This window comes from Virgibacillus sediminis (assembly GCF_042643265.1).
GTDB lineage: Bacteria > Bacillota > Bacilli > Bacillales > Amphibacillaceae > Virgibacillus_O > Virgibacillus_O sediminis.
The window spans coordinates 58,273-80,214 of sequence record NZ_JBHRRZ010000014.1; the positions used below are offsets into that span (position 1 = coordinate 58,273).

A 21,942-nucleotide genomic window follows, 5' to 3' on the forward strand; every position below is an offset into this window, starting at 1 on the left:
ATAATGATGGAGATATTCAGTTACATGGAAAAATTTGATTATGAGCAATTAGTGTTCTGCCAAGATAAAAATTCTGGGTTGAAAGCTATTATTGCAATCCACGACACTACTCTGGGACCTGCGCTTGGCGGGACTAGGATGTGGACATATCAGTCGGAAGAAGAGGCTGTTGAAGACGCCTTGCGGCTGGCTAAGGGAATGACATATAAGAATGCTGCAGCTGGTCTCGATTTGGGAGGCGGTAAAACAGTTATAATAGGGAATCCTAAAACGGATAAAAATCCGGAAATGTTCAGGGCTTTCGGCCGGTATATCCAGGGGCTGAATGGCAGGTATATTACAGCAGAGGATGTAGGGACCACCGAAGAAGATATGGATCTTATCCACTTGGAAACGGACTATGTAACGGGCGTCTCCAAAACATCCGGTTCTTCTGGCAACCCTTCGCCTGTCACTGCTTATGGTGTATATAAAGGGATGAAAGCTGCTGCCAAAGCCGCCTATGGGGACGACTCTCTTCAAGGGAGGACGGTCGCAGTACAGGGGATAGGGAATGTAGCTTACAAACTTTGTGAATTCCTTTATGAAGAAGGCGCAAATTTAATTGTCACCGACATTAATAAGGAAGCAGTAAATCGTGCGGTTGAGGCATTTGGGGCCAAGGCAGTAGATCCACAGGATATTTATGAGTTGGATTGCGACATTTATGCTCCATGTGCCCTGGGCGCAACCATAAATGATGATACAATATCAAAGCTGAAAGCTAAAGTGATTGCCGGTTCTGCCAATAATCAGCTTAAAAATTCCGAACATGGGAGAATTATTCATGAAAAGGGTATAATTTATGCTCCTGATTATGTAATAAATTCTGGCGGTGTCATTAATGTGGCCGATGAGCTTCAGGGCTATAATCCAGAAAGGGCTATGAAGAAGGTAGAGACCATTTATGACAGCCTCACCAGAGTCTTCGAAATTTCAGAACGGGATAATATTCCAACGAACATTGCGGCAGATCGTATGGCTGAAGAGAGAATCCAATCGGTCAGGAAATCCAGGAATCAGTTTCTGCTCAACAATCACCATATTTTGAGCAGGAAATTTAATAATAGATAGTAATGGAGGTTTGTATGGTGCGGAGAAGTAACAGGGTACTCGTCATCAATCCTGGCTCCACTTCCACAAAGATAGGTGTTTTTGATGAAGACATCTGTGTTTTTCAGAAAACGATCCGGCATGACCCCCAGGAATTAAACCAATTTAACCGTATCATTGACCAGTATGACTTTCGTAAAAATGTCATTTTGGAAAACTTGGACTATGAAGGCATCAACATATCCAAGTTAAATGCGGTGTGCGGACGCGGAGGTCTGCTGAAGCCGATCGAGGGTGGTACTTATGCAGTCAATGAATCCATGCTGCATGATTTGAAGATCGGCTTAAATGGAGAACACGCTTCCAATTTGGGTGGGATCCTTTCGCATGAGATTGCGTTTGGTTTAAATATTCCTGCATTTATTGTAGATCCCGTCGTGGTGGATGAGCTGGAGGATATCGCTCGGTTCTCTGGATTTCCGGATATTCCGCGCAAGAGTATTTTCCATGCTTTGAATCATAAGGCAGTGGCCAGAAAGGCTGCGGCGGAGCTGGGTACAGCTTATGAGGATGCATCTATGATAGTTACCCATATGGGAGGAGGCATCACTACAGGGGCCCACCGGTATGGAAGAGTTATCGATGTTAATAACGGCCTGCATGGAGATGGCCCATTCTCACCTGAGAGAGCTGGAACAGTGCCTGCAGGGGATCTAGTCCAACTATGCTTCTCTGGAGAACTGTATCGGGATGAAGTAATGAAAAAACTGGTGGGTGAAGGAGGGTTAATGGCCTATCTTCAGACAAATGATGCTATGGAAGTGGAAAAACGGATAGAGAATGGAGATAGGCTGGCAAAGCAGGTATATGAGGCAATGGCTTATCAAATAGCCAAGGAGATCGGTGCAATGGCAGCCATACTTGAAGGGAAAGTAGATGCCATTGTATTAACAGGAGGCCTCGCTTACAGCAAATTGCTGATCCATCTGATTACTAAAAGGGTGAAGTGGATAGCAGATATACTCACTTATCCAGGTGAAAATGAATTGGAGGCTCTTAATGAAGGGGTCCTGAGGGTCCTGCATGGGGAGGAGCAGGCAAAAGTATATCCGGAATAATTAAATCGGTAAAGGAGTTTACTACATATGACAAAAGACTATGATCTCGTCGTACTTGGAGGAGGTACCGGAGGATATGTTGCTGCCATCCGAGCTTCCCAGCTTGGGATGCAAGTAGCGGTAGTGGAAAAGGGAGACCTGGGGGGTACCTGCCTGCATAGGGGCTGTATCCCTTCAAAAGCATTGTTGCGCAGTGCCGAGGTGCTCAGGCAAACTAAAAAAGCTGATGAGTATGGTGTGGAAACAGGAGCCGCTTCACTGAATTTCGACCGGGTACAGCAGCGCAAGCAAAAGATTGTAGATACTCTTCACAATGGAGTAAAGGCCCTGATGAAAAAGGGGAAAATTGATGTTTTCCAAGGATTTGGCCGTATATTGGGTCCAAGCATTTTTTCACCTATACCGGGGACAATCTCAATCGAGTATGACAATGGAGAAGAAAATACCATGATTGTTCCGAAGAATGTATTGATTGCCACGGGCTCCCGTCCTAACATACTCTCCGGAATATCTGTCGATGGAGTTCATGTGATGACTTCTGATGAAGCTCTGTCCATGGAAGAACTCCCTGAATCGATATTGGTAGTAGGCGGTGGAGTTATCGGTATTGAATGGGCATCCATGCTCTGCGATTTCGGAGTCAATGTGACTGTATTAGAATACTTAGACCGAATTTTGCCATCTGAAGATGAGGAAGTGGCCAAGGAAATAGAAAAGCAGTTAACAAGAAAAGGAGTCACTTTTGTAACAGGAAGCAAGGTTCTTCCGGAGACACTTCAAATCAAGGATGGTGTCTCCGTAGAGGCAGAAAAAGAGGGGGTTACAAATTTATTCCAATCGGAGAAAATGCTGATATCTGTTGGCAGGAAAGCGAACACTTCCAATATCGGCCTGGAAAATACCGATATCCAAATAGAGAAAGGATTCATAGAAACTAATCAATATTATCAAACAAAAGAGTCACATATTTATGCGATTGGTGATGTGATTGGCGGGATGCAATTAGCCCATGCTGCATCCCATGAAGGAATCACAGCTGTAGAGCATATGGCTGGAAAGGCCCCCTTGCCAATCGATTACAGTCAGGTTCCCTCCTGCATCTATTCTCATCCGGAAGCGGCAAGTATAGGTTTGACGGAGAAACAGGCCAGAGACCAAGGGTTTGATATTAAGATAGGAAGGTTTCCATTTAAGGCTGTAGGAAAAGCATTGGTCCACGGCGATACAGATGGCTTTGTAAAAATTATTGCTGACAAAGCGACCGACGACATTCTAGGGGTTCACATGGTTGGACCCCACGTGACGGATATGATTTCAGAAGCAAGCCTTGCAAAAATAGTGGACGCTACACCATGGGAAGTAGGCTCTGCTATCCACCCCCACCCAACCCTTGCCGAAGTGATAGGGGAAGCAGCGCTGGCTGTTGACGGTATGGAAATTCATGGTTGATATACAAGGAGGTTTTCGAAAATGGCAACAGCTCGACATATATCCTTAGGTTTAACAGATGAAACGGTTCTTGAGATGTATAAGACGATGCTTCTGGCCAGAAAATTAGATGAAAGATTATGGCTGTTGAATCGTGCAGGAAAGATACCATTTGTTATTTCCTGCCAAGGACAGGAGGCTGCACAGATTGGTGCATCTTTCGCACTGGACAGAGAGCAAGATTATGTGGCTCCTTATTACCGTGATATGGGTGTAGTGTTGGCTTTTGGTATGACAGCGAAGGAACTAATGCTCTCCAGCTTTGCTAAAGCAGAAGATCCTAACTCTGGCGGCAGACAGATGCCTGGACATTTTGGCCACAAGAAAAACAGGATTCTTTCTGGGTCTTCACCGGTAACCACTCAGGTACCACATGCAGTAGGTGTGGCATTGGCAGCAAAAATGGAAAATAAAGAGATTGTATCTTTTGCCACACTTGGAGAAGGGTCCTCCAACCAAGGGGATTTCCATGAAGGTTTGAATTTTGCAGGAGTGCATAAACTCCCTGTAATTACAATGGTAGAGAATAATCAGTATGCGATATCGGTACCTGTTGAGAAGCAGATTGCAAGCAATAGTGTAGCAGAACGGGCCGGCAGTTATGGAATGCCTGGAATAAAGGTAGATGGCAACGATCCTCTATCCGTATATGAAGCGGTCAAAAAAGCGAGGGATCGAGCTGTTAAAGGCGAGGGCCCTTCGCTGATTGAAGCTGTCACCTACCGTTTTACTGCTCATTCTAGTGATGATGACGACCGAACATATAGGGAGAGCAAAGAAGTGGAGGAAGCAAAGAAGAAGGATTCCTTAATCACATTTGCTGCATATCTGACTGAACATGGAATATTGACGAACGAAATTGAGGAAGGGATTCTGGATAATATAAAAAGTATGGTGGATGAAGCGACAGACTATGCGGAAGATGCACCATATGCAGAAGCGGAATCTGCTCTGAATTTTGTATATGAACAGTAGGGAGGAGACAGAAAATGCCGGTAATGTCTTATATTCAGGCAGTAACTGCTGCTTTACGGGAAGAAATGCAACGTGATGAGAAAGTATTTGTCCTCGGCGAAGATGTAGGGAAAAAAGGGGGAGTCTTCCGGGCGACGGATGGGCTTTATGAAGAATTTGGCGAAGCACGGGTCCTGGACACCCCTCTTGCAGAGTCTGCCATTGCTGGGGTAGGAATCGGAGCGGCTATGTATGGGATGCGTCCTGTAGCAGAGATGCAGTTCGCCGACTTTATTATGCCTGCTGTCAATCAGATTATTTCTGAAGCTGCTAAAATGAGGTATCGCTCTAATAATGACTGGAATGTCCCAATCACTATTCGAGCTCCATACGGAGGAGGCGTTCATGGAGCCCTTTATCATTCCCAGTCCGTAGAAGCGATTTTTGCCAATCAGCCCGGCCTAAAGATTGTTATGCCTTCAACACCGTATGATGTGAAGGGGCTATTGAAGGCGTCTATTCGCGATAACGATCCGGTATTATTCTTTGAGCATAAACGTGCCTACCGTCTTCTTAAAGGAGAAGTTCCTGAAGAAGATTATGTTCTCCCGATCGGCAAGGCTGATATAAAGAGGGATGGAAGCGACGTGACAGTTATCACATACGGCCTGGCTGTACACTTTGCAATGCAGGCTGCAGAGAAACTGGCTGAGGAAGGGATAGATGTTCATATCCTCGACTTACGTACCGTTTACCCTATGGATAAAGAGGCTGTCATAACTGCAGCAAAGAAAACAGGCAAGGTGCTGCTGATCACCGAAGATAACAAAGAAGGAAGTATAATAGGAGAGGCTTCAGCCATCATTGCCGAAAACTGCCTGTTTGACTTGGATGCGCCAATCCGTAGGCTTGCCGGGCCAGATGTGCCAGCTATGCCATACGCCCCTCCGATGGAAAAATATTTCATGATAAATCCGGATAAAGTGGAGGCGGCAATCAGGGATCTAGCCGAATTCTAGAAGAGCCGCCCTATTCTTCAATTGTAATGTGTCCAGGAGGATGGTGAATCTAAAGTTTTCAGTGAAACGAGTCGCTCCGGCGGCTGGCACTGAGCATTAAAAGGAGGAACGAAATGCCTACAGAAAAAATTACTATGCCTCAATTAGGAGAAAGTGTGACAGAGGGAACAATCAGCAGTTGGCTCATTCAGGCTGGGGATAAGGTGAACAAATATGACCCGATTGCCGAGGTGATGACCGATAAGGTAAATGCTGAAGTACCTTCTTCTTATTCCGGTATAATTAAAGAGCTTGTTGCTCAGGAAGGAGATACCATTGAGGTTGGGGACCTGATATGCTACATAGATACAGAAGGGCAAAACACAGATAATCCGTCTGGGTCCGCAGGTGAAACGCGAGAAAAACAACCGGAGGAGAGGTCCGCAACTGATGAAGGGAAATCGATGAAAAAGCGCTATTCCCCTGCTGTTCTTCGACTTGCTCAAGAAAACAATATAGACTTGGAACAAGTGGAAGGGACCGGAAGGCAGGGGAGAATTACTCGGAAAGATATGGAAAAAGTAATTTCTGAGACGAGCGTCTCCAAAGATAAACAGGTGGACCCTGGGATTGCTGAGCAGGAGGATGCCTCTATGGCCCGGAAACCTAAGGGTGTAGATTCCCCCCAGAAAGCTGGGCATGGTGATATTGAGATACCTGTTACCGGGGTAAGAAAGGCAATCGCTCAGAATATGACACGATCTACCCAGGAGATCCCTCATGCCTGGATGACTGTAGAAGTGGATGCTACGGAAATGGTCCGATTCCGGAACAAAAACAAAGAAGAATTCAAACAAAATGAAGGGTATAGTCTCACTTTCTTTGCATTCTTTGTGAAGGCTGTTGCACAGGCGCTCAAGGAGTTCCCTCAACTTAACAGCACTTGGGCGGAAGATAAGATCATCCAACGGAAAGACATTAATTTATCCATCGCAGTCGCCAAAGACGAGGAACTCTTCGTGCCGGTCATAAAGCATGCTGATGAACTAAGTATTAAAGGAATTGCAAGGGAAATTCATGATCTTGCCGGCAAAGCGCGTGCAGGAAAACTGGCTTCAGAAGATATGCAAGGCGGCACCTTTACGGTAAACAATACTGGGTCTTTTGGTTCTATTTCCTCCATGGGTGTTATTAATCACCCACAGGCAGCTATTCTTCAAGTAGAGTCGATTGTAAAGAGGCCGGTTATCATAGATGATATGTTTGCAGCCAGGGACATGGTGAATCTCTCATTGTCACTTGACCATCGCATCTTGGATGGCCTTATATGCGGACGTTTTTTGAACAGGGTGAAAGAAATAATTGAGAACATAAACGAGAATTCTACCAGTCTCTATTAGTGGATATTGTCATTTAATTGAAAAACAAGGTTAAACTTGTTAAGCTATACAATAAGAACACCAGTCTAATAAAAGGGGATTTGTCCTATGGATTTTAATTTGTTCATGAATGACATAGTGGACGCAGCGCGCAAGGATATTCAGGAAGCCGGCTTTGAAGAACTTACTACACCTGAAGAAGTGGACCAAGCCTTCAAACGCGAAGGAACTACTCTTGTTATGGTTAACTCCACATGCGGGTGTGCAGGAGGCGTAGCTCGTCCGGCCGCCGCCAATTCCATACATTTCGATAAGCGCCCGGAACATCTTGTCACCGTATTTGCTGGACAGGACCGCGAAGCAACGGAAAGGGCGCGGGAATATTTTGAAGGGTATCCGCCTTCCTCACCATCTTTTGCACTGTTGAAGGATGGAAAGATTGTAACCATGCTGGAACGTCATGATATAGAAGGCCATTCTACAATGGATGTTGTAGGCCAACTTCAGAAACTTTACGATGAGCATTGTGAAGAATTGTAAAATAAAAGTGGTTTAATCAACGAAGGGCTGGCAGATGCCCCGGATATACCATTACCAGGAGGCTGCCTCTAACTAGTGAGGCGGCCTCCTTTTTATAAACAGCTATTTTGGATGAAGGAGATATTAATGTGAAGATCGGATACCGGACAATTAAGACTGCAGCAGGGACACCTATAGCTATTACCATTGCTCAATTATTTGGTGTCTCAAACTTTGTTTCGGCCGGTATATTGACAATTCTATGTATTCAGCCTTCGAGGAAACGTTCTTATTTGAGTGCATGGCACCGCTTGTTGGCATGTTTGTTAGCCATTGTATTCTCTTATGTTTTCTTTGAAGTTCTGGGCTATAATCCTATATCAGTAGGGCTTATGCTGCTGGCATTTATTCCGACTACCGTTTATTTCCGAGTAACTCCCGGTATTGCGACGAGTTCTGTCATCATATTAAATCTCTATGCAAGTAATGCTATGACGTATGATTTCGTCCTGGACCAGCTTCTTTTGATATTTATTGGTATTGGGACTGCTTTAGTCCTGAATGTATATATGCCGAGTCTGGATAATGAACTGAACGAGAAGCAGAAGCAGCTCGAGAAAAATTTCCAAGTCATTCTGCATGAAATAGCCCTCTATGTCCGCAATAAAGATATCGATTGGGATGGTAAGGAGATAACCGAAACGGAGAAGCTCCTGGAGGAAGCTTGGGATCTGGTAGAACGTGACAAAGAAAATCACCTGTTGAGGAGTGAGCATCCCTATAGGGAGTATTTCCGGATGAGGGCAAGGCAGTTCGAACTCCTGCAGCGTATGCTGCCATTGGTTACAAAACTGCCAAATAAGGTGATTACTTCCGAAAAGGTCGCTTCATTTTTTGAAAAATTAGCCGAAAATGTAACTCCGGCAAACAGGGCTTCTATTTTTTTGAAAGAGCTTGACGAACTTAAACAGGAATTTGCCGATGAGGATCTTCCAACAACGAGGGAAGAGTTTGAAATAAGGGCGAACCTTTTCAGACTTCTGCATGAGATAGAAGATTACTTGTTGTTGAAGAAAAAATACAAAAAGAGCGATGTAAGCACGGGGAAGAAAATAGTAAGAGGGTAAGCATGCTCCGGTACGTGCCATCCTTGCCATCTTAGGCTACGGAACAGTACAGAAGGATGACTGGGACGTGTATGCCCAAGCCATCCTTCGTTTAGATGAATAATGAAAATGCATATGTGAATGTGGAAAGTAGCATTGCAATGATCATAATATATACCATGAATTTAACCCTGCGTTCACGTTTGGACTTTTTAGGCTTAGCTGCCATAGTAAAAACCCCCTTTTACCCATCTGCTATTTGTATTTTAACTTTAAAATTAATAATGGACAAGTAGGAAGAAATATTTAACATGAGAATTAATGATGAATTTTATGTATCAATACTAAGGGGATGAGTAAATCCTGCTAAGAAGAACAAAGTGCAAAAAGATAATTTAGAATAACCTGTCTATTGAGTGTTTCCATAGTTAACCCCCATTTACTACTTCCTCGGATATAGAAGTGCTATATACATGAACTTGGACATCTAGGGACACCCTTACACACAATGAATACAGCAGAAAATGGACCAGCCATTAGTATGCCAATTTTGACAGCGCTTACGAATCAATCAACACGTTCATTTTCCTTGATCAGAGCAAATCTAAATCCGTATATTCTGGAGAGAATCAGGGTTTATGCTACTGTAGTGGATATTGTTCACTTATTAAGGGAAGAGTTTGGAAAGTATACAGGTATATTGAGGTGGAGTGAATATGGGGAAAGTTCGAGTATTGGTAGCAAAGTCCGGCCTTGATGGGCATGATCGAGGTGAATTAGTGACTTCACAGGCATTAAGAGATCACGACATGGAGGTGATTTATATGGGGCTTCGACAGTCTCCTGTCCAAATAGCCGAGGCTGCTATTCAGGAAGATGTAGATGTGATAGGTCTATCATCGCTGTCAGGGGCGCATAATACCCTGTTTCCAAAGGTCATAGAAGAATTAGATAAAAGAAATGCAGGTGACATCCCAGTCGTAGGCGGCGGAGTAATCCCGAGTGAGGATATTCCTTTTCTTCTAGAAAAGGGTGTGAAGAAGATATTTACTAGTGGTTCTTCCACAGAGGCTTTAGCGAAATACATTCAAGAACTCGTTCAACCGGATAGTCTCAGTGGAGCCCGGCCGGAGAAGATATCACATATAGGGATAGCAGTTGAGAATATCGAATCGGCGCTTTCGTTCTACTCCGATTCTTTAGGGCTGGAACTGGAAGTAGTGGAGGAAGTGCCAACAGAGGGAGTAAAAGTTGCATTTCTGAAGATCGGAGAATCGCGGATTGAATTGCTGGAGCCTCTGGAAGATTCGTCTCCGATAAGAAAGTTTCTTGATAAGAAAGGAGAAGGGATTCATCACATTGCCGTTGAAACAAAGAATATCCGAGGAAGATTGCGCCAATTAAGCGATCAGGGGATTCGGATGATTGACATGGAGTCCAAACCCGGGGCTCATAACAGCCAAGTTGTTTTTGTTCATCCTAAAGCAGCCCATGGTGTCCTGTTCGAGCTTTGCCAGCCGCCAGAAGGAAGGGGAGAATAATGGATATTTATGATAAAATCAATGATTTATATGATAAGCGTCGGCAGATAGAGTTGGGTGGGGGAGATGAACGGATTAAGAAGCAGCATGAGAAGGGGAAGATGACTGCCAGAGAACGGATTGACTATTTATTGGATGAAGGATCATTTGTCGAATTGAACTCTTTCATTGAGCACCGCACCTCTGATTTTGGAATGGGTACGGAAAATACCAAGGGAGAAGGCGTGATTACCGGATATGGAAAAATCTCTGGCAAGCAGGTCTATTTCTTTGCGCAGGATTTTACCGTATATGGCGGTGCGCTTGGAGAAATGCATGGTAAAAAGATAGCTGCTGTTATGGATCTTGCCGCAAAAAATGGTGTTCCATTCATTGGGTTGAATGATTCAGGCGGCGCAAGGATTCAGGAAGGGGTTTCCGCACTGGATGGATATGGACAGGTTTTCTACCGGAACTCCATTTATTCTGGTGTAATCCCTCAAATCTCTGTTATCATGGGACCTAGTGCAGGGGGGGCAGTCTATTCACCAGCGTTAACAGACTTTGTCATCATGGTGGAAAAAACATCGCAAATGTTTATTACTGGACCGAAAGTGATCGAAACAGTGAGCGGTGAAAAAGTTTCTTCTGAAGCTCTCGGTGGGGCTGAGATACATAATGCCAAGAGCGGAAATGCCCACCTCAAGGCAGCCAGTGAGGAAGATGCACTGGATGCCGTACGCAGCCTGGTGGAATACCTTCCGGCAAATAACCAGCAAAAAGCTGAAAAGCAAACGTTTGATAACACGGATCATCTCCGCCCAGGCCTCACAGACATTGTGCCCTATAATTCCAGAAGCCCATACGATGTAATAAAAGTAATTTATCAGGTAGTTGATCGAGACAGTTTTTTCGAGATCCATAAGGATTTTGCAAAAAATATTGTAGTTGGCTTTGCCCGCATCCAAGGAGAAACTGTCGGCTTGGTATGTAATCAGCCGAAGCATCTTGCCGGGGGGCTTGATATTGATTCGAGTGACAAGGCGGCTAGGTTTATCCGCTGCTGTGACTCTTTTAATATCCCGCTAATTACCTTTGAAGATGTCACTGGTTTTTTCCCGGGCGTTAAGCAGGAACATGGTGGCATTATCCGCCATGGAGCGAAGATACTTTATGCATATTCGGAGGCTACTGTGCCGAAAATTACTGTTATCATCAGGAAAGCCTATGGTGGGGCATATGTGGCCCTGAACAGCAAATCGATTGGGGCGGATCTGGTGTATGCTTGGCCAAATGCGGAGATAGCTGTCATGGGGCCTGAAGGAGCAGTAAATATCATCTTTGCCAAGGAGATAGCGGAAAGCGAAAACCCTGAGCGTACTCGACAGGAAAAGATAGAACATTACCGTAAGAAATTTGCCAATCCTTATATCGCTGCACGTCTTGGAATGGTCGACGATGTAATCGATCCTAAGGAAACACGCATAAAGCTAGTACAAGCCTTGGAAATGCTGCATTATAAGCAGGAGGAACGCCCGCACAAGAAACATGGTAATATACCACTGTAATTCATCAAGTATGGAGGAAAATTAAAATGATCAGCATCAATGAAAAAAGATTAATTGAAGAATTTTTTGATCTGGTGAAAATTGATTCAGAAACGAAGGATGAAGCGAGAATCGCAGAAGTATTAAAAAGGAAATTCATGGACCTTGGAGTTGAAGTGATTGAGGACTCTGCTAAGGAACAAACCGGGCACGGGGCAGGCAATTTAGTGTGTACTTGGAAGGGAACCTCAGCAGAGGCCGATCCAATTTATTTCACCTCCCACATGGATACAGTAGTTACCGGGAAGGGAATTCAACCGCAAATAAAGGATGGGTACATTGTTTCAGATGGCACGACGATTTTAGGTGCAGATGACAAAGCAGGACTTGCGGCAATGCTGGAAGCTGTCCGTACTATACAAGAAAATGATATTCCCCATGGAGATGTCCAATTCATCATTACCGTTGGAGAAGAATCAGGGCTAGTAGGAGCTAAAGCTCTGGATCGGTCACTCATCCATGCAAAGTACGGTTATGCCCTGGACAGCAATGGAGACGTAGGGGATATTGTAGTGGCTGCACCGACACAAGCTAAGATCAATGCAGTTATAAAAGGGAGGACAGCACATGCTGGTCTTGCTCCCGAGAAGGGAGTTTCTGCAATTACTATTGCCGCCAAAGCTATAGCTAAAATGCCTCATGGCCGTATTGATGAGGAGACAACGGCTAATATAGGGAGATTCGAAGGCGGCAAGCAGACTAATATTGTAGTCGACCACGTGGAGATACTGGCGGAAGCAAGGTCACTGACCCCTGAAAAAATGGAAAAACAAGCTGCTAAAATGAAGGATGCTTTCGAGAAAACAGCACATGAAATGGGCGGATCGGCGGAGGTCACCGTAAAGGTAATGTATCCGGGCTACAGACAGGAAGCCGGTGATAAGGTGGTTGAAACAGCCCGAAAAGCCGCTCAGACCATTGGAAGAGAAAGTAAACTGTTAAAAAGTGGCGGTGGCAGTGATGCCAATATTATAGCAGGCTTTGGTATCCCAACAGTAAATCTTGCAGTAGGTTATGAAGAGATCCATACAACGAATGAACGTATTCCGGTGGAGGAACTGGTGAAAGTGACCGAGCTTGTCACCGCAATTATCAGACAGACAATAAAATAAAGTAATAAAGGGCCCTTCTTTCTGCAGGGCCCTTTTCATATGCTATAATAGTAAAATACGATCATACGTTTTTAAAAGGGTGTTATGAATGGGGAAGGAAACTGTAAAAAAGAGAAGGGTTATTTTTCATTTAGACATGAACTGTTTTTATGCATCAGTAGAAATGGCTTATAATCCTGACTTGAAAGGAAAACCCTTAGCTATCGCCGGCAATCCGCAGGAGAGAAAAGGCATCATTGTGACTAGCAGCTATGAAGCCCGGGCAAAAGGGGTTAAAACAACGATGCCCTTATGGCAGGCAAGGAAAATCTGCCCTGAGCTGATTGTCATGCGTCCAAACTTTGACCGTTATCGTGCAGCCTCTAGACAGATATTTCAAATGCTTGCAGAAATAACCCCCATTGTCCAGCCGGTTTCCATCGATGAAGGCTATATGGATATTACGGATGCTGACTGGTCTGATAATCCGATCCATTTAGCAGAAACTCTGCAGGCAAGAATTCTTCAAGAGTTGGACTTGCCCTGCAGCATAGGAATTGCACCCAATAAATTTCTGGCTAAAATGGCTTCCGATATGAAAAAGCCTTTAGGAATCTCGGTTCTTCGAAAAAGAGAGGTAGACAAAATACTCTGGCCTCTCCCCGTTGCCAAAATGCATGGCGTAGGTGAAAAAACAGCGTCCAAGCTGGAGGAGTTATCCATTTACACCATCGGGGACCTGGCAAACAAAGATACTTATGCATTAAAACAGCTGCTAGGGATCAATGGTGTAAGACTCAGAGACAGGGCGAACGGAATCGATCAGCGGCCAGTAGACCCAGAGGCAGTTCATGAGTTTAAAAGCATTGGCAGTTCCCAGACACTTCCCCATGATACGGTGGATGAAAGGGAGATAAATAAATTGCTGGAGACGCTGGCCGAAAATGTGGAACGCCGACTGAGGAGAAAGCAGGCGGCTGGCAAGAACGTGCAGCTGATGATTAGATACCATGATAGAAAAACCATAACAAGAAGCAGGAAATTGCATGATTATGTGGAGAGAAAGGAGGAAATTGTCCAAGTTGCAAAGGAGTTGCTGGCTAAGCATTGGGATCAAGAACCAATTCGTCTTTTAGGTGTTACTTTACAAAATGTGGAGGAGAAAAAAAGAATCGGAAAGCAATTGGATATTTTTACGTACGAAGAAGAGGCGGGAAAGGAGAAACTTTATCAAGTAATGGATGAATTGACGGAGAAATATGGACGAAATCTTTTTGAGCAGAGCCAAACACCTATAGAGGAAAGCATTCTTCAGCCGGGAACGAGCTTTCAGAAAGACTTTCTGGATGACTTTAAAATAAATAGAAGGAAATAACTTATATAGATGATAGTATTCCTCTTCCAGATAGACACAACTTCCACTGATATGGCCGCCTGCAGCCACTAAAAGGAAACCAAAAATGTTGGGTTAAGAAGAGGAAGTTATAATGGATAAAAAAGTCAATGCTCTAAAAAAGTGGTTCTATTTTAAAAACAAACGGCTTCCTCCTCTAATAGTACTGAAGTGAAGCCGTTTTTATCGTAATTCTTCATTCATTCGCGCAGGGCCGGATTCGTCAATTCATGATTTTCTTGATTACCTGGTGGGATAATTTTCCTCCAGGATAGCGGAATGGCATATCAAACTTTGTACTCTGCTTAAGTATGCTCTTGCTATGGGAGAAGGTCTGAAAACTATATTCCCCATGGTAGCTGCCCATGCCGCTGGCTCCAACGCCTCCAAAAGGAAGGTGGGGGTTGGCTAGGTGGTAGAGAGTGTCATTGATAGACCCACCGCCGAATGACAGGTATCTGATAATTTGTTCCTGGGATTTTTCATTCTCACTAAAATAGTATAATGCGAGCGGCTTTTCCTGGCCTCTGATAGCTTCTACTGCCTCTTCCACATTGGAGAAGGCAAGTACTGGAAGAATTGGGCCAAAGATTTCTTCCTTCATAACCGGATCCTCCCAGGTTATTTTGTCCAGAATAGTAGGTTCAATGGTAAGTGTTTCTGGATCTGTGTTTCCTCCATGGAGTATTGTCCCGTTCGAAAGGTACTGTTCAAGCCGTGAAAAATGCTTATGGTTTATGATCCGTATGTAGTCCGGGTTTCTCAAAGGTTCCTTGCCATAGAAGTTTTTGATTTGCTTTTTCATTGCTTTGAGAAGTTTGAATTTAACCTTTTCATGAACATATAGATAATCTGGCGCTACACAAGTCTGACCGGCATTGGTGAATTTCCCCCACACAATTCGTTTTGCTGCGAGGGCGATATTCGCATCTTTATCGACAATGACAGGGCTTTTGCCACCAAGTTCCAATGTTACTGGTGTCAAATGCATGCTTGCTTCTTTCATTATCTTCTTTCCTACCTCTGTACTGCCCGTAAAAAAGATATAATCAAACCTCTGTTTCAGCAGTTGTTCGCTGGTTTCTTTTGCTCCTTCTACTACAGTGATATGAGCAGGGTTAAACGTGCTTTTAATCATACGCCCTAGCAGGGAAGACGTCTCCCCGGCAAACTCTGAGGGTTTGATTACCACACAGTTTCCCGCGGCTATCGCCCCAATCGCAGGGGAAAGTGCCAGTTGAAGCGGGTAATTCCATGGTGAAATAATCAAGGCTACGCCATACGGTTCTGACAAAATGAAACTCTTGCTTCCTTTATGTGTAAGAGGAGATGGAGCCTTTATAGGTTCCATCCAATATCTTAAATTCTTTATCGCGAAGTCTATTTCTGTGTAAAGGAAACCGAGTTCTGTGGTCAGCGTCTCATGTCTGGATTTATTCAAATCGTTTTTAAGAGCCTGATAGATTTCCGATTCAAATTCTTTTAACATTGTTTTTAATTTTTGCAGATGTTCTTTACGTACTTCATAGCCCAGTGTGTTTCCGTGCTGGAAATATGCACGTTGATCGTCCACTAATGCTTCAATTGGATTCAAGTAAATCTCTCCTCTATAACGCCTCTATATTAACTTGGAACAGGTCGGTGGCCATTTCTGTGGCCGGAAAGATATTCCGGGCCTCCTCTAACAGTCGAAAGTCATCCTCGGTCTGGTATCGGGAAGAAATATGGGTAATTACCAGTTTTTTTGAGTTGCTCTCCTTTGCCAGCATTGCCGCCTGTTTCGTGGTTGAGTGGTAGTATTGTCTTGCCATTTCTTCTTTGCCATGTTCAAAGGTCGCCTCATGGACAAGAACATCCGAGTTTTTAGCAAATTCCCGGTACTTTTCTGGTAATCGGGTATCACCGAAAATCGTAACAACCCGACCTTTTTTATCTTCTCCGATAAATTCCTTGCGGCTCAGCAGTTCACCTTCCTCTGTTTCAACCGTCTCATTTTCTTTGATTTGCTGATAGATAGGCCCTGGCATAATACCTTTTTCTTTTAATTTATCTACAAGTAACTCACCAGGTTTATCTTTTTCGGTAATGCGGTATCCAAAACTCGGGACACCATGTTCCAATTCTTCTACTTCAATGGTAAAGTTCCCTTTTGTAAAACATTGTCCCTTTTCTACTTCATGGATGGAAAGAGGATAGGTCAAATGTGTGCCACTCGTCCGGAGACTCGTTTCAATAAATTCTTTAAGTCCTGCCGGGCCATAAATATTCAAAAGGCTGTCGCCTCCTTGGAAGGAACGGCTGCTCAACAGACCGGGCAGGCCGAAAATATGGTCACCATGCATATGGGTGATAAAAATATTGTTAATCTTCCGCGGCTTAATGGAGGTATGAAGAATTTGGTGCTGCGTGGCCTCTCCGCAATCGAATAGCCATATGCTGTTCTGCTCTTGGAGTAATTTAAGAGCAATAGCGGAAACGTTCCTCGACTTAGAAGGAACGCCGGCACCTGTACCTAAAAACACTAATTCCATAAAAAATCCCTCCAATCACTGCCAGCCTCTTTTGTATTGTACCGGGGCTTCCAGGTCTTCACCAAGTTCATCAGCAGCGACTTTTGGCCAGTAGGGGTTCCTGAGCATAGCACGACCAATAAAGACGAGGTCGGCACGATTGTTCTGCAGAATCTCCTCCGCTTGAATGCCGGTTGTTATCAAGCCGACCGCACCGGTAGCAATGCCCACGGTATTTTTAATATGGTCGCATCGTTTTACCTGATACCCGGGATATACAGGAATGGATGCTGGGACAACTCCTCCAGAACTGCAGTCAATCAAATCAACCCCGTCGTTTTTCATTTGTTTCGTATAGTAGAGGATATCCTCCATGGTGTTTCCCTTCTCATCATATTCATCGGTGGAAATCCGTACAAATATAGGGCCGTCCCATTCGGTTTTTACGGCATCAATGATTCTTCCCAGAAAACGGTAACGGTTCTCCCGGTTTCCCCCAAAGCTGTCTTCTCGCCGATTAGTCAAAGGGGAGAGGAACTGATTGATCAGATACCCGTGGGCTCCGTGTATTTCAATGATATCAAAACCAGCCTGGCTGGCCCTTTTGGCAGCCTTTCTGAACGAATCGATCGTTTCTTCGATATCATGGCTGGTCATTTCTACCGGTTCTTTAAAAGAGTCATTGAATTTCAGGGAGGAAGGGGCATATATAGGCGTGTCCAGTTGAGCTTTTCTGCCGGCATGTGCCAGTTGAATGGCAGCCTTAGCCCCGTTTGCATGCACTTGTTCCGTTACTTCTTTAAGGCCGGCAATATGGTCGTCATTCCAGATACCGAGATCCTTAGCAGAGATCCTTCCTTCCGGTTGTACAGCCGTGGCTTCTACCATAATTAAGCCGGCCTGGCCAACAGCACGTGAATGATAATGAGTTAAGTGGAAGGGTGTTGCCTTTCCATCTTCCTGCTCACACGAATACATGCACATTGGTGACATTACTACTCTATTTTTCAAAGTGACCTCTTTCATAGTAATGGGGGTGAATAATTTTGACATATGTATCCTCCTTCAATTACCGTTATTATTATAAAAAGATTGACGTTGTTCAATTGCTTTATCAGGCAAGTCAGTAAAAATTCCGTCCGCCTGGAGTTTTAAGCATCTTAATATATGTGCGCTTTTATTAACAGTATACACCCGCACAGGCATTCCTTTTGTCTTGCCTTCTTTTACCACACTCTCATCAAATAGCCGATATTTTATATGGATGGCATCTGCACCTAAATTGCCTGCAAATGTAACAGGATTTACTTCCGCTTTGGAAGTGAGCAATGCAGCACTGATGCTGGTGCCGATCTTTTTTATCTTTTTGATGCTCTCGGGGTTGAATGTGGAAAGGGTGCAATGCTGTTGCAGTCCGTATCGTAACACCATATCATATACAATGGCTTCCAGATTACTATATTCTATTTTATTATTTTTTAATTCAATATTTAAATATAATGGTTTGTCTTCTATCCATTCCAGAAACTCTTCCAAACTCGGGATGGAAGCACCGGTGAACCTACTGGAGAACCAGCTTCCTGCATCAAGCCTTTTCACTTCCTCAAAGGTTAGGTCTTTGATATATCCTCTGCCGTTTGTGGTGCGCTTTACTTGCTCATCATGTATTAATACAGGGATTCCGTCCTTCGTAAGCTGTACGTCTGTTTCAATTCCATCTGTGCCCATTTCATAGGCAAGCTGGAAGGCTGGCATGGTATTTTCCGGTGAATAGCCGCTCGCACCGCGGTGTGCAAAAATGGCTGTTTTCAATGTATACACCTCCTTATTGATTGTGTGTGATTTAGCGTAAAAAGTCAATTTACTATACAGGAGAAATGAGAATGCGGATGACAAGAGGAGGCCAAAGGAGTACAATGAAGGAAATGAATGACGGTTCACTTTTGGAGGGGATCTACTATGCAAGTACTAGACGATACAGTTACACAATTCACCATTCCCACACCTTTCTCTGTAGGGGATGTACATGCATACTTGCTGAAGGGGGAGGTCCTTACGCTCATTGATGCAGGAGTCCGGACAAAGGATGCAAGTGATGCGATGCGTTTACAGCTGAAGGAATTGAATTATTCTCCGATCGATATAGAACAAATTATACTAACCCACCACCATCCTGACCATACCGGCCTAATAGATGACTTTCCCAGAGCTCAAATGTTGTCTGCTCATGAAAATGCGGAAAGATGGGTAACAGGGAATGAACGGTTTTTCCAAGAATGTGAGGAGTTTTTCCTGAACTGTTATAGAACCTGGAGTGTTCCGGAGGTATATTTCGGTGAAGCGTCGGCTAATCTGCTTGACGTTCTGAACTATGGGGGCAGGGGGACAATAACGAACTTTCTATCGGAAGGGGGCGGGTTGCCAGGCCATGAAGAATGGAGAGTTATAGAGACAAAGGGCCATGCTCAAAGCCATCTGTCTTTTTTGAGAGATTCTGACCGGGTGCTGGTAGGAGGGGACCATCTTTTATATCATATATCCCCCAACCCGATTATCGAACCTCCTCAACAAAGTAAACAGGAACGAGCCCAGCCTATTTTGCAGTACCGAAGCAGTTTACATAAATGTATGGAGCTTGAGGTCCAAAAAGTATATCCTGGACATGGGCCGGTTTTCTCCAATGTGGAGGAGATCATCAAAAAAAGGCTGGATAAACAGGAACAGCGTGCAAATCATGTATACAGGCTTCTTCAGAAGGAGCCAATGACTCCTTTTGAGATATGCCGAAACTTATTTCCAGCCCAACACGAAATACAGATAGACTTGACGATGTCCGAAACGATTGCCCAATTGGATTACCTGGAGGATTCAGGGAAGACCGGGAAGATTTTTAGGAATGGAAGGCCTGTGTTTTATGCAAAATAGATTGAGAGGCAAGAAAGTATTGATTACTGGGGCGTCAAGCGGACTTGGTGCAGCGATTGCATGGAAGCTTGCTGAACATGGAGCGGTTCCTATAATGGCAGCTCGATCGGCCGATAAACTGGAAAGAATGGCTGAAAGCATGAATAAGGAATTGGGAGCAGTGAGCCATTTTTATCCTGTTGATTTAGTTGACCGGGAGAAAGGGAAAGAGGTTCTAGAAGCTATTGTAAACAGCCATCCGACCTTGGAAGGGCTAATCAACAATGCGGGTATAGGATCTTTCCAGCTAATGGAGGACATGGAAATGGAAGAGGCAGAATATATGGTTGAGCTGAATGTGCTTTCTCTTATGCGAGTAACTAAGTCGCTTCTCCCTCACTTTCAGTCACTAGGCAAGGGGCATATTATTAATATTGCATCCCAGGCCGGGAAAATAGCCACCCCTAAATCTGCGGTTTACGCTGCAAGTAAGCATGCTGTTTTAGGATATACCAATGCCCTGAGGTTAGAATTGAAGGATCAAGGCATCCATGTCACCGCGGTAAACCCAGGTCCGGTTTCGACCGGTTTTTTTAAGACGGCTGATCCAGACGGCAGTTATGTAAAAAGTGTTCAGCGTTATATGCTCGAACCAAGCAAGGTAGCGGACAAAATTATTAAACACTTATTCACCAACAAAAGGGAAATTAATATGCCATGGTGGATGGAGGTAGGAAGTAGATTTTACCACCAGTTTCCTGGGACGATGGAGACCCTTTTAAAAGAGCAGTTCAATAAAAAGTAAGGATCATTTGGCAATCGGTCTTTCAGTGCATGTTCATGTTTTAGTAAGAGATAAAGGAGTGGTGCATATATGGAACTGACTATCACACCAGAAGCGGCTTCTTCTCTAAAACAGCTGAATCGGAATGGGGAAAACTACTTAAAGTTGTGGTATGACACTGATGGTTGCGGATGTGCAGTCAATGGCCTGCCGAGCATTCGGTTTACCAATGAAAAAAGCAGCAGGTCTATGGATGTTGAAAGCAATGGCTATCCCGTGATCATTGATCAGGATCAAGCTGTATTTTTTGAAGAGAACATGAAGCTTGACGTGAGAAACGGCTCTTTCCGCCTTTCCAGTCCGGAGGGTGTGTTGAATCCCTTTATATCGCAACAGCAGCTATTCGAACAGTAAGAAACACAGGTAAAACCGGGGGACCCCGGCTTTACCTGTGTTTCGTATATTTTATCGGTCTTGTAATATCCTTAAGTTTCATATACATATGATTTGGTAACTCCGAAAGGTCGATCTCTGTGTTGGCCAGTACCTGTTCTTTCGTGCTGGCTCCGAAAACAACACTTGCCACAGCCGGATGTTTCAATATATATCGAAAAGCTGCTTCATGGAAAGGAATTTTGCCAAGTACACTATGCAGCTGCCTCTCCATTTGGACAAGCTCTTCATATGAATAATCCAAATATCCCTCCGCAGCTTTTTCTTCTATTTTTCTTTCGCCATAACCTGTCAAAATCCCCTTTGCAACCGGGCCCCTTGCCAGCACACTGATGGACTGGGCATGAAGGAGATCAAGTATCTCTTCTTCCGGCCGTCGGTCCAAGAGGCTGTACTGCATCATCACCCCATCTATATTCGAACGGTTTACGTACTCACGGATGACATTCGGCCGGATGGATGAAATGCCGTACGCCCGTATCAGACCTTCTTTCTTCAACTCCTCAAAGGCTTCAATCGACTCATCCATTGGGTCATCTATCGTTCCGCCATGCAACATATAAAAATCAATGTAATCTGTGTTCAGCCGAAGCAAACTTTCCTTCAATCCTTTTTTAATATGATCCTTGGATGGATCCCAGAACCAGTCCTGCCGTTTTTTGTCGAAGTGATTGCCTACCTTTGAGGTCAAGATGACTTGATCCCTTTTATTTTGAATAGCTTTACCGACGATTTCCTCATTCAACCCGAAATCATAAAGGTCGGCAGTGTCTAAATGGTTAATGCCAGCGTCAAGAGCTGCATCAATGATCTCTGTTGCCCTTTTAATGTCTGTTCCGAGTGACATGCATCCCAATGTCATTTCAGAAACATAAATATCGGATGTTCCGATTTGTCTTTTCTTCATCGTCCATCTCCTCCATCTATAAGTATCCATCTATCATTGTAGAGTCGGATTCTGCATAATACAAATGGTAAAAAACCATCTTATAATATGCTAAGATAGAAATGAACTTAAAGCAGTAA

The 21,942-nt window shown here is 44.1% G+C and carries 21 protein-coding genes; 15 read left to right on the top strand and 6 right to left on the bottom strand.

What is annotated here, in order from left to right:
* Nucleotides 1-6: 6 nt before the first annotated feature.
* The 8 genes from ACFODW_RS07735 (at nt 7) to ACFODW_RS07770 (ending at nt 8,675) form a co-directional block, all read left to right on the top strand.
* Nucleotides 7-1,113 (top strand): Glu/Leu/Phe/Val family dehydrogenase, encoded by a 1,107-nt coding sequence (locus ACFODW_RS07735; RefSeq protein ID WP_390304951.1) that lies wholly within the window; start codon nt 7-9, stop codon nt 1,111-1,113.
* Between the two features lie 14 nt (nt 1,114-1,127).
* Nucleotides 1,128-2,210 (top strand): butyrate kinase, encoded by a 1,083-nt coding sequence (gene buk / locus ACFODW_RS07740; RefSeq protein ID WP_390304953.1) that lies wholly within the window; start codon nt 1,128-1,130, stop codon nt 2,208-2,210.
* Between the two features lie 27 nt (nt 2,211-2,237).
* The gene (gene lpdA, locus ACFODW_RS07745) at nt 2,238-3,659 is read left to right on the top strand and encodes a dihydrolipoyl dehydrogenase (protein WP_390304955.1); all 1,422 of its coding nucleotides are present in this window, start codon (nt 2,238-2,240) and stop codon (nt 3,657-3,659) included.
* A 21-nt stretch (nt 3,660-3,680) separates the two neighbouring features.
* Nucleotides 3,681-4,673, top strand: coding sequence for a thiamine pyrophosphate-dependent dehydrogenase E1 component subunit alpha (locus tag ACFODW_RS07750; RefSeq protein ID WP_390304957.1), 993 nt, complete (start codon nt 3,681-3,683; stop codon nt 4,671-4,673).
* A gap of 14 nt (nt 4,674-4,687) precedes the next feature.
* On the top strand, nt 4,688-5,671 hold the full coding sequence (locus ACFODW_RS07755) for an alpha-ketoacid dehydrogenase subunit beta (protein WP_390304959.1): 984 nt from the start codon (nt 4,688-4,690) through the stop codon (nt 5,669-5,671).
* Nucleotides 5,672-5,784: 113 nt separating this feature from the next.
* Nucleotides 5,785-7,050 (top strand): dihydrolipoamide acetyltransferase family protein, encoded by a 1,266-nt coding sequence (locus tag ACFODW_RS07760; protein WP_390304961.1) that lies wholly within the window; start codon nt 5,785-5,787, stop codon nt 7,048-7,050.
* An 87-nt stretch (nt 7,051-7,137) separates the two neighbouring features.
* Entirely contained in the window at nt 7,138-7,569 is a 432-nt protein-coding gene (locus tag ACFODW_RS07765; protein ID WP_390304963.1) for a BrxA/BrxB family bacilliredoxin, read from the top strand.
* Between the two features lie 128 nt (nt 7,570-7,697).
* On the top strand, nt 7,698-8,675 hold the full coding sequence (locus ACFODW_RS07770) for an aromatic acid exporter family protein (RefSeq protein WP_390304965.1): 978 nt from the start codon (nt 7,698-7,700) through the stop codon (nt 8,673-8,675).
* 91 nt (nt 8,676-8,766) lie between these two features.
* Here ACFODW_RS07770 and prli42 read toward each other — a convergent pair whose 3' ends face one another.
* Nucleotides 8,767-8,883: a stressosome-associated protein Prli42 gene (gene prli42, locus ACFODW_RS07775; protein WP_390304967.1), complete on the bottom strand. Its 117-nt coding sequence runs from the start codon at nt 8,881-8,883 to the stop codon at nt 8,767-8,769.
* A gap of 487 nt (nt 8,884-9,370) precedes the next feature.
* On the opposite strand from prli42, the gene mce reads away from it, so the two are divergent.
* The 4 genes from mce (at nt 9,371) to ACFODW_RS07795 (ending at nt 14,247) form a co-directional block, all read left to right on the top strand.
* On the top strand, nt 9,371-10,195 hold the full coding sequence (gene mce, locus ACFODW_RS07780) for a methylmalonyl-CoA epimerase (protein WP_390304969.1): 825 nt from the start codon (nt 9,371-9,373) through the stop codon (nt 10,193-10,195).
* Complete coding sequence (locus ACFODW_RS07785) at nt 10,195-11,742, top strand: acyl-CoA carboxylase subunit beta (RefSeq protein ID WP_390304971.1); 1,548 nt, start codon at nt 10,195-10,197, stop codon at nt 11,740-11,742. Before mce ends, ACFODW_RS07785 begins: the two co-directional genes overlap by 1 nt.
* Before the next feature lie 26 nt (nt 11,743-11,768).
* A complete protein-coding gene (locus ACFODW_RS07790) occupies nt 11,769-12,893 on the top strand; it encodes a M20/M25/M40 family metallo-hydrolase (RefSeq protein ID WP_390304973.1) in 1,125 nt (374 codons plus the stop codon).
* 88 nt (nt 12,894-12,981) lie between these two features.
* Nucleotides 12,982-14,247 carry a DNA polymerase IV gene (locus ACFODW_RS07795; RefSeq protein WP_390304975.1) on the top strand — a complete coding sequence of 422 codons (1,266 nt, stop codon included), beginning with the start codon at nt 12,982-12,984 and terminating at the stop codon, nt 14,245-14,247.
* 241 nt (nt 14,248-14,488) lie between these two features.
* On the opposite strand, the gene ACFODW_RS07800 is transcribed toward ACFODW_RS07795, so the two are convergent.
* From ACFODW_RS07800 to ACFODW_RS07815, 4 genes are read right to left on the bottom strand one after another with little or no spacing between them, the layout of a single operon-like run.
* A complete protein-coding gene (locus ACFODW_RS07800) occupies nt 14,489-15,859 on the bottom strand; it encodes an aldehyde dehydrogenase (protein WP_390304977.1) in 1,371 nt (456 codons plus the stop codon).
* 13 nt (nt 15,860-15,872) lie between these two features.
* Nucleotides 15,873-16,796 (bottom strand): ribonuclease Z, encoded by a 924-nt coding sequence (gene rnz / locus ACFODW_RS07805; protein WP_390304979.1) that lies wholly within the window; start codon nt 16,794-16,796, stop codon nt 15,873-15,875.
* 15 nt (nt 16,797-16,811) lie between these two features.
* Entirely contained in the window at nt 16,812-17,828 is a 1,017-nt protein-coding gene (namA, locus tag ACFODW_RS07810; protein WP_390304981.1) for an NADPH dehydrogenase NamA, read from the bottom strand.
* Nucleotides 17,829-17,840: 12 nt separating this feature from the next.
* Nucleotides 17,841-18,587: a glycerophosphodiester phosphodiesterase gene (locus ACFODW_RS07815; protein ID WP_390304983.1), complete on the bottom strand. Its 747-nt coding sequence runs from the start codon at nt 18,585-18,587 to the stop codon at nt 17,841-17,843.
* Between the two features lie 147 nt (nt 18,588-18,734).
* On the opposite strand from ACFODW_RS07815, the gene ACFODW_RS07820 reads away from it, so the two are divergent.
* The 3 genes from ACFODW_RS07820 to ACFODW_RS07830 all read left to right on the top strand — a co-directional run bounded on the left by ACFODW_RS07820 (nt 18,735) and on the right by ACFODW_RS07830 (nt 20,877).
* Entirely contained in the window at nt 18,735-19,700 is a 966-nt protein-coding gene (locus tag ACFODW_RS07820) for an MBL fold metallo-hydrolase (protein WP_390304985.1), read from the top strand.
* On the top strand, nt 19,690-20,484 hold the full coding sequence (locus tag ACFODW_RS07825; protein ID WP_390304987.1) for an SDR family NAD(P)-dependent oxidoreductase: 795 nt from the start codon (nt 19,690-19,692) through the stop codon (nt 20,482-20,484). The genes ACFODW_RS07820 and ACFODW_RS07825 overlap by 11 nt, the downstream gene beginning before the upstream one ends.
* A gap of 69 nt (nt 20,485-20,553) precedes the next feature.
* Nucleotides 20,554-20,877, top strand: a complete 324-nt coding sequence (locus ACFODW_RS07830; protein ID WP_390304989.1) for an iron-sulfur cluster biosynthesis family protein — start codon at nt 20,554-20,556, stop codon at nt 20,875-20,877.
* A 31-nt stretch (nt 20,878-20,908) separates the two neighbouring features.
* On the opposite strand, the gene ACFODW_RS07835 is transcribed toward ACFODW_RS07830, so the two are convergent.
* On the bottom strand, nt 20,909-21,823 hold the full coding sequence (locus ACFODW_RS07835; protein ID WP_390304991.1) for an aldo/keto reductase: 915 nt from the start codon (nt 21,821-21,823) through the stop codon (nt 20,909-20,911).
* Between the last annotated feature and the right edge of the window lie 119 nt (nt 21,824-21,942).